The sequence below is a fragment of the Stenotrophomonas sp. NPDC077420 genome (assembly GCF_044543385.1).
In the GTDB taxonomy this organism is placed as follows: domain Bacteria; phylum Pseudomonadota; class Gammaproteobacteria; order Xanthomonadales; family Xanthomonadaceae; genus Stenotrophomonas.
In genome coordinates this window covers 1-8,279 of sequence record NZ_JBITVZ010000036.1, presented here as the reverse complement: position 1 = coordinate 8,279, position 8,279 = coordinate 1, and the positions used below count along the sequence as shown (strand labels likewise).

The following is an 8,279-nucleotide window of genomic DNA, read 5'->3' as shown; positions in this document are numbered from 1 at the left end:
CACCCGGCTATACCCCCGGTAGGTCACGACCGTTGGCCGTGACCCGCGAAACCCCCGGTAGGTCACGACCGTTGGTCGTGACCCCGCGATACCCCCCGGTAGGTCACGACCGTTGGTCGTGACCCGCATGGATCACAGCCGCACCAACAGGTGTTTCGCCATCTGCCCATGCAGGTGCCCGATGAAACGCGCCAGGTGCATGGTGCAGAACAGGATCACCACGCCCAGCACCGCCAGCGCCGGGGTGGCCCACAGCGGCAGCACCACCAGTTCGCTCTCGAAGTACAGGCTCGGCGCGCCCAGCGCGAACATCGAGGCCACCGGCGCCCAGATGAAGACCAGCGCCACCGTCAGCAGCGTGACCGCGATGGTGAAGTACAGGATGCCCAACGGCAGCATAAGCACGAAATACAGCATGGTCAGCCAGGTGCGCCCATCGGTGAACATGTCGCCGATGCGCTGCAGCCAGCTGCGGCTGCGGTCGGCATAACGCGGCCGGCGCGGCATGCGCTCGCCCAGCAGCGCTTCGATCAGCCGCCCTTCCAGCAGCGCCAGGCCGCGCACCGAACCGAAGAAGAGCACCGTCATTGGAATGCCGATGATCAGCACGATCAGGCCCAGCGACATCGACAGGCCGGTGATGACCCAGGTGAAAAAGAAGATGCCGGTGGCCAGCGACAGCAGCATGTAGAACAGCGCCCCGTAGGTGCGCGGTTCCAGCGCTACACCGAAGAAGCGCGCCAGCGCCGAGCGGTGCGGCGGCGGAGCACGGTCGGTCGGCGGTGCATCGCCGTCGGCTGCGGCCGCTGCGGCTGCGGCGACCGATGCGCCGGCCACCTGCGCCGGCACCACGCGGGCAATCGGCCGCACACTGGCACTGGGCGTGCGCAGTGCGCGGTTCACGGTGATCTCGGTTTCGCGGTAGATCTCGGCCACTTCCTCCGGCGCACCGTAGCTGCCGGCGACGTCGGCGATCACCTCCGCCTCGCTGCGCCCCGGCTGGGCGGCCAGCTCCGAACGCAGGTATTCCTCGGCGTCGTACAACGCGTCCTGCACCATTGCCGGATCGGCGTCGTGCAGGGCCGCGCGCAGCTGCGCCAGGTACTGCCCGATGGTGGTCGGCAGGCCACCGCCCCTCATGCTTTCTTCGTTCATTGCAGTACCCCTTCCAGCACGGAATCGACGGAATCTCGGGTGGCACGCCAGGCCTGGCTCCACAACGCCAGCACCTCGCGGCCGCGGTCATTGATGCGGTAGTAGCGCCGCGGTGGCCCGGCCACCGACGGTTCGATCTGGCTCTCCAGCAGCCCCGCCGCTTCCAGGTTGCGCAGCACGGGGTACAGCGCGCTTTGTTTGCCGCTCAGCACGCCCTCGCCGGTCCGCTCCAGTTCCTTGGCGATCAGGTAGCCGTACAGCGGCTCACCGGCCTTGGCCAGCACCGCCAGCAGGGCCAGCGACACGGTGCCGGCGCTGAGCTCCTTCTGGAACTTCTTGAGGTGGACCTCGTGGTCGCTCATGGCGATCTCCAGCTAGCGTGGAGTCAACACTAGTGTGAAGTCAGCTATAGCGAACGTGCCGTTAGTCACCCTGCCGCCGGGCAGGGGGGCGGACTGGCGGTGCGCGCCGGGCTTCGCGCAGAATCGGGGATCGCTCATCCCGGGGTCCACCATGTCGCCACGCCGTCCTGCACTGCTCGCTCTCGCCCTCGCCTGCCTGCTGCCCGGCCTTGCCGCCGCTGCCACGCCGTACCGCAGCGCGCAGCAGATCCTGGAGGCCTCGCCCGCGAGCGACTGGCGCACGCCGGATCCGGCCAACCTGCTGGTGATGACGCTGGACGCCGGGCAGGTGGTGATCGAGCTGGCCCCGGCCTTCGCGCCGCAGCACGTGGCCAACATCCAGACCCTGGCCCACGAGCACTTCTGGGACGGCGAGAGCATCTACCGCGCGCAGGACAACTTCGTGGTGCAGTTCGGCGATGCCGATGCCGACGACGCGGCCAAGGCCAAGCCGCTGGGCTCGGCCAAGCGCAAGCTGCCGGCGGAGTTCCAGCGCGACAGCAAGGGATTGAAGGTCAGCGTGCTGCCCGATCGCGACGGCTGGGCCGACCAGACCGGCTTCGTCGATGGCTTCGCGGTGGGCCAGGACCGGCAGGACGGCACCACCTGGCTGGCGCACTGCTACGGGGCGCTGGGTGCGGGCCGCAACAACGACGAAGACAGCAGCATCGGGGCCGAGCTGTACGTGGTCACCGGACAATCGCCGCGCCAGCTGGACCGCAACATCACGGTGGTAGGCCGGGTGCTGAAGGGAATGGAGCTGTTGAGCGCGTTGCCGCGCGGGCCGGCGCCGATGGGCTTCTACGCCGACGCCGCGCAGCGCACCGCGATCCGCTCGATCCAGCGGGTGAGCGACCTGCCGGAAGCGCAGCGACCGACGCTGCAGGTGCTGCGCACCGATTCGAAGACGTTCGCCGATACGGTCGAAGCGCGCCGGAACCGCGTGGATGATTTCTACAAGCGCGCCGCCGGGCATATCGACCTGTGCAACATCCCGGTGCCGGTACGGTAACGGCGCTCAGCGGGAGCGTTGCGACACCGCGACGCTGCCGAGGATCAGGGCCCCGGCGATCAGCATGGCCAAGGTCACCGGCTCGCCCAGGAACAGCCACGCGAACAGCGCGCCGAACATCGGCACCAGGTAGGTCACGGTCGAAGCGCGGGCCGGGCCGATGCGGGCGATCAGTCGGTAGAACATGAGGAACGCAAACCCGGTGCAGACCACGCCCAGCGCCACCGCACATGCCCACGACAGCGCCGGGACGGGTGCCTCGGGCCAATGCGTCAATGCCATCGGCAACATCACCAGCGCCGCACTGCCCAGCGTGGCACCCGCCGATGCCGCCGGCGGCAGCCCGGTCATGTGGCGCTTGACCAGGTTCACCCCCAGCCCGTACAGCAGTGCCGCCAGCGAACCGGCGATCACCGCTGCGCCGATGCTCAATCCCGACACCTTGGCCGTCGCCAGCACCACCACGCCGGTAAACCCCACCAGCAGGGCGATGGCACGGCGCATGCCGATCTTCTCGCCGAAGAACAGGAACGCGATCAAGGCCGCGAACAGCACCGTCATCGCATTGCAGATCGCGCCGATCGCCGCTGGCGCCCGCTGCGCCGCCCAGGCGAACAGCACGAACGGAATGGCGGAGTTGATCAACCCGATCGGCACCAGCCACAGCCAGCGCCGGGCGGGGAACTGCGCGCGCGCCTTCCACAGGAACGGCAACAGCACCAGCGCCCCGAGCAGCAGCCGCACCTCCACCAGCGCATAGGGCCCGAACGACGGCACCGCCACGCGCATGAACAGGAACGAGCAGCCCCAGATCGCGCCCAGCAGGGTCAGCTCCAGCGGGGTGCGCCAGTCCCGCTCCATCGCGCCCGCCGCCACCGGCGTGCCGCTCACGGTCGGCCCCCGGCGCGGCGGGTGAAGGCAGGCAGATCGGGGGTGACTGACAGCAGCATGGCGCGGGCTCCGGGGGTCGGGGATACAGCATCCGCCCCTCTCCGACTGCCCACAAGCGCGTAGTATCCCTGCAAGCCACAAATCTGATTTGGGTCTCCGCCATGATCCTGCGCCCTGCCCTGCTGCCCGCGCTGGGGGTGTTCGCGGTCGCCGCGCGCCACCAGAATTTCGCCCACGCCGCCGAAGAGCTGCACCTCACCGCCAGCGCCGTGAGCCACCACGTGCGCCGCCTGGAATCGCTGCTGGGCACGGTGCTGTTCCAGCGCCATGCGCGCGGGGTGCGACTGACCGCGGAGGGGCGACAGCTGGCCGACGCCGCAGCGGCGGCGCTGAGCGACATCAACGCGGTGGCCGGCAACCTGCACCCGCAGGCCGACATCGAGCCGCTGCGGGTCACCACCCTGCGCTCGCTCTCCTACTGCTGGCTGGTGCCGCGGCTGACGCGTTTCACCCGCCTGCACCCGCGCATGCGCATCGAGCTGCAGACCAGCAGCGAACTGGTGCGCTTTGACGAGAACGGTCCGGAGCTGGGCATCCGCTATGGCCTGGGCCAGTGGCCAGGCCTGGCGGCGCACCACCTGATGGACGACGAACTGTGCGCGGTGGCCTCGCCGGCACTGCCCGGCGTGGGCGCGTTGCGCGAGCCGGCACAGATCGCTGCACTGCCGTTGATCAGCGACATGTCGCCGCAGGGCTGGCGCGACTGGTTCCGCGCCGCCGGCGTGCGCGGGCTGGACCTGACCGCGCAGCACATCTTCAGCGACAGCACCGACGCGATGCGCGCGGCGGTGTATGGCATCGGCGTGGTCCTGGCGCGCAGGCACATCGCCCAGCCGTACCTGCAGCGCTATGAACTGGTGCGCCTGCCCGGACCGGCGCTGAAGGCGCGTTACGCGTACTACATCGTGCATGCCGAGCACCGGCCGCTCAGCCCGACGGCGGTCGCGTTCATGGATTGGTTGAAGCGCGAAGCACAGGATGAACGCACGCCGGTGCCCGCGTTGCCGGATGAACTGATGGGGATCGCGCGGGGGTGAAGGCGTGCACGCACGTGGGCGTGGGTGGCCAGGCATCGTCACCTCGTCTTGTCCGCGGGCTGGCTACGCTGGAATTCCCTTCTCCAGAGACGTTCCCATGGCCATGTTGCGAATCCGGATCACCGGCAGCGAAGACGATGCGCGCGCCATCAGCGACCTGCTGCAGAGCGTGGAGGGCATCGAGCATGTCGAGGAAACCGACGACCTGATGCCGCACATGGACGACGATGATTCCAGCTCGGCAGGCCTGTCCGACGATATCGGTCCCGGCACGCATGAACTGGAAGTCGAGGTGGGCAATGAGAGCACCGCGCAGAAGGTGCGCGATGCGGTGCAGGAACTGGCACTGGAACTGGACGTGTTCGTCGAATACGAGACCGACGAGGGCTGACGTAGCAACCCACCGTAGGTATGCACCGTTGGTGCATACGCGTTACGGCATGGACGAAGCCCGGCGGCGCCGCCGCCACAGCTTCAGCCCGATCCACCCCGCCAGCCAGACCACCAGCGCCACCGGCAGCAGTGCGGCCACGGCGCGGATCACGAACGCCACGCTGCTGGTCAAGGTTGCACCGAAGTCGCGCAGCGCCTGGCCGATGTCACTGCGGCTGCGTTGCCCGGCGGGGGTCTGGAAGCGCAGGGTCAGCAGCTGCGTGTCGATCCGGCGCCGCTGGTTGGCAGCGTCCTTGTTGGCCTGTTCCAGGCCCGCTTCGATCTCCGACAGGCGCTGGGTCACCACCAGCAGGTCGGCGACCCTGATGGTCTTGTCTGCCTGGTATGCCAGCAGGCGCGCGTGTTCCTTCTGCAGCCGCGCCTTGGTCAAGGCGGTGTCGGCCACCTGCTGGGCCAGGTCTTCGGCCTGGGTGGTGCGCGAGACGACGTCGCCGCCTTCACCGGCCAGCCCGATCAGGGGTTCGACCCCCTTGGGTGCGATCCGCACGCGGATCGATCCCGATGGATACTCGCCGCCCTGTTGGCCGACCTGCAGCACCGCGCAGTCGCCAAAGCGGCCGGCCTGGCAGGCATCGCTCACGCGCTTCACCCGCGCACCGATCTGCGATGCCGCCATTTGGATCTCCACGTCGTGCTCGTAGGCCAGCGCTGCGCCCTCCGGCGACGCCACCGCGCCCGCCCCGCCAGCGCTGGCGGCCGCGTGTTCCCTGTTGCTGCAGCCGGCCAGCAGCAGTACGAGCAGCATCCCTGCCCCGGCAGCCCTGCGCTGCCAGCGCGTCCGTGTCATCACATGCTTGCTCCGTCGAAGTGGGTGACCGTCAGCGTCTCGAGCACCACATCGGGCAGGCAGCGCACGTTCACCGCAGCCATGGCCTGGTTGCTGCGCGGGTCCACGCCTTCACTGAACGGGGCGATGCCGCAGCGTGCGCAGTAATGGTGGGACAGGTGGTGCTGGGCGAACTGGTAGGTGCCCAGCCGTGCAGGGTCCGTGCTCAGCTGCAGTGCCGTGCGCGGCGCGAACCACAGCAGGCCGCCACGCCGGCGGCACAACGAGCAGTTGCAGTCCATCACCTCGCTGATCGGCTCGGCCGCCTCGACGGTGAAGGCGATGTCCCCACAGTGACAGCTTCCCTGGTACTGCATGGTGCCACCCCGCTGGCCTGGAAAGCGCCATGGTAATCCAATGGCACGGGCGGCCGCCTGCCCCAGCGGCCTATGCTGGACGATTGACCACAGCACAGGATCGCCGATGCGCCAGCATCTTCTTGCCCTCGCCCTGATCGCCGCCCTTGGCGGCTGCCAGCCGGCCGACGCCCCTACCGCCCCGGTCGGCACCTCGGCGACCGCCACGGCCGCTGACGCGGCAGTGGACGCCGCCTTCGCGGACCTGTCCAAGCGCGCCCTGGACACGTGGATGCAGCTGTCGCCGATCAGCGCCACCCAGATCGGCGACCACCGCTACGACAGCGAGATCGACGACCTGAGCGTGGCCGGCCAGCAGAAGATGCTCACCGCCTACAAGGGCCTGCTGGGCGAACTGGACAAGATCGAGATCAGCAAGCTGGGCCGCGAGAACCAGGTGGACGCGGCGATCCTGCGCAACCAGCTGCAGCAGGAAATCTGGACCGCCGAAGTACTGCAGTCCTCCAAGTGGGACCCGCAGATCTACAACGGCACCGCCGGCAGCGCGCTGTATGGGCTGATGGCGCGCGAGTTCGCGCCGCTGCCCGAGCGCCTGAAGTCGGCGACGGCGCGCATGGAAAAGCTGCCGCAGATCTTCGCCCAGGCCCGCGAGAACCTGGACCCGGCCCGCGTGCCGAAGATCCATGCCGAGACGGTGGCCAAGCAGAACAAGGGCATCCTCAGCATCGTCGATACCTTCATCACCCCGCACATCGGCGAGCTGCCTGCGGAAGACGGCAAGCGCCTGCAGGCAGCCATCGACGGCCTGAAGAAGGCCGTGGACGAACAGCAGACCTGGCTGGACAAGACGCTGGTGCCGAATGCCAAGGGCGATTTCCGCATCGGTGCGGCGCTGTACGACCAGAAACTGAAGTTCGCACTGAACTCGTCGCTGTCGCGTGCGGAGATCGGCGAACGCGCCCGCGCCGAACTCAAGCGCGTGCGCCAGGACATGTACGGCATCGCGCACACGGTGCTCAAGGACAAGCCGGGGGCGCCGGCGCTGCCGGCCAACCCGAGCGACGAGCAGCAGCAGGCGGCCATTGAAGCCGCGCTGGAACTGGCCTACGCCGACAAGCCGGCCCGCGACAAGGTCGTGGACGATGCGAAGGCGGCGCTGGCGCAGTCCACCGAGTTCGTGCGCAAGCACGACCTGATGACCCTGCCCGACGCACCGGTGGACATCATCCTGATGCCCGAATTCCAGCGCGGCGTGGCGGTGGCCTACTGCGATTCGCCGGGCCCGCTGGACAAGAACCTGAAGACCTTCTATGCGGTGTCGCCGATTCCCGACGACTGGACCGACAAGCAGGTCGATTCGTTCCTGCGCGAATACAACAGCCGCATGATCCACCTGCTGAGCATCCACGAAGGCACGCCGGGCCACTACCTGGAAGGCTGGCATTCGGGCAAGTTCCCGTCGACGCTGCGCGCGGTGCTGCGTTCGGGCCTGTTCGCCGAAGGCTGGGCGGTGTACACCGAGCGGATGATGCAGGAGCAGGGTTACCTGGACAACGATCCGCTGTTCCACCTGGTGCAGCTGAAGTTCTACCTGCGCACCATTTCCAACGCGATCCTGGACCAGGGCGTGCACGTGGACAACTGGACGCGCGAGCAGGCGATGCAGCTGATGACCCACGATGCGTTCCAGCAGGAAAGCGAGGCATCGGGCAAGTGGGTGCGCGCGCAGCTGACCTCGGCGCAGCTGCCGACCTACTTCGTCGGTGCGCAGGAGCACTTCGACACGCGCAAGGCGGTGCAGGAGAAGCAGGGCGAGAAGTTCAACCTGAAGGCCTACCACGACCAGATGCTGTCCTACGGCGCCCCGCCGGTGCGCTTCGCTCGCCAGCTGATGCTGGACCAGCCCATCGAGTAAACCCACGGTGGTACCGACCGTTGGTCGGTACGCGTCGGTGTCGAACGGCCCGGTAAGTACCGGGCCGTTTTTTGTTTCTGTCTTCGATCAGGTCGTCGCGAGCGTTTGGGGCCCCGCCGCGGCCGGCAGGCCCCTATGCAAATGTCCCCCGGCGTCGGCCTGCGGCCGCCACCTCCTCCTTTACTTTGCCAGGGACCTACCGGCCGCGACGG

Annotated in this window: 9 protein-coding genes; 4 read left to right on the top strand and 5 right to left on the bottom strand. The window is 68.3% G+C overall.

All coding sequences use genetic code 11. From position 1 onward, the window contains the following. Positions 1 to 132: 132 nt before the first annotated feature. Together ACIGII_RS19400 and ACIGII_RS19395 are read right to left on the bottom strand one after the other, a co-directional pair. Positions 133 to 1,155 carry a sensor domain-containing protein gene (locus ACIGII_RS19400; protein WP_399641315.1) on the bottom strand — a complete coding sequence of 341 codons (1,023 nt, stop codon included), beginning with the start codon at positions 1,153 to 1,155 and terminating at the stop codon, positions 133 to 135. Next, on the bottom strand, positions 1,152 to 1,517 hold the full coding sequence (locus ACIGII_RS19395; protein WP_399641313.1) for a PadR family transcriptional regulator: 366 nt from the start codon (positions 1,515 to 1,517) through the stop codon (positions 1,152 to 1,154). Before ACIGII_RS19395 ends, ACIGII_RS19400 begins: the two co-directional genes overlap by 4 nt. 151 nt (positions 1,518 to 1,668) lie before the next feature. On the opposite strand from ACIGII_RS19395, the gene ACIGII_RS19390 reads away from it, so the two are divergent. Next, entirely contained in the window at positions 1,669 to 2,568 is a 900-nt protein-coding gene (locus ACIGII_RS19390; protein WP_399641311.1) for a peptidylprolyl isomerase, read from the top strand. A gap of 6 nt (positions 2,569 to 2,574) precedes the next feature. On the opposite strand, the gene ACIGII_RS19385 is transcribed toward ACIGII_RS19390, so the two are convergent. Beyond that, positions 2,575 to 3,429, bottom strand: a complete 855-nt coding sequence (locus ACIGII_RS19385; RefSeq protein ID WP_399641317.1) for a DMT family transporter — start codon at positions 3,427 to 3,429, stop codon at positions 2,575 to 2,577. Between the two features lie 191 nt (positions 3,430 to 3,620). Here ACIGII_RS19385 and ACIGII_RS19380 point away from each other — a divergent pair, with 191 nt between their 5' ends. Continuing rightward, positions 3,621 to 4,556: a LysR substrate-binding domain-containing protein gene (locus ACIGII_RS19380; protein WP_399641308.1), complete on the top strand. Its 936-nt coding sequence runs from the start codon at positions 3,621 to 3,623 to the stop codon at positions 4,554 to 4,556. Positions 4,557 to 4,653: 97 nt separating this feature from the next. Beyond that, positions 4,654 to 4,947, top strand: coding sequence for a hypothetical protein (locus ACIGII_RS19375; protein WP_399641306.1), 294 nt, complete (start codon positions 4,654 to 4,656; stop codon positions 4,945 to 4,947). Between the two features lie 42 nt (positions 4,948 to 4,989). Here the strand turns inward: ACIGII_RS19375 and ACIGII_RS19370 are convergent, their stop codons facing one another. Together ACIGII_RS19370 and ACIGII_RS19365 are read right to left on the bottom strand one after the other, a co-directional pair. Then, positions 4,990 to 5,796 carry a DUF4349 domain-containing protein gene (locus tag ACIGII_RS19370; protein WP_399641304.1) on the bottom strand — a complete coding sequence of 269 codons (807 nt, stop codon included), beginning with the start codon at positions 5,794 to 5,796 and terminating at the stop codon, positions 4,990 to 4,992. Beyond that, positions 5,796 to 6,152: a GFA family protein gene (locus ACIGII_RS19365; RefSeq protein WP_399641302.1), complete on the bottom strand. Its 357-nt coding sequence runs from the start codon at positions 6,150 to 6,152 to the stop codon at positions 5,796 to 5,798. Before ACIGII_RS19365 ends, ACIGII_RS19370 begins: the two co-directional genes overlap by 1 nt. Positions 6,153 to 6,258: 106 nt before the next feature. Between ACIGII_RS19365 and ACIGII_RS19360 the strand changes: the two genes are divergently transcribed. Beyond that, positions 6,259 to 8,067, top strand: coding sequence for a DUF885 domain-containing protein (locus ACIGII_RS19360; protein WP_399641299.1), 1,809 nt, complete (start codon positions 6,259 to 6,261; stop codon positions 8,065 to 8,067). The last annotated feature ends 212 nt before the right edge of the window (positions 8,068 to 8,279 follow it).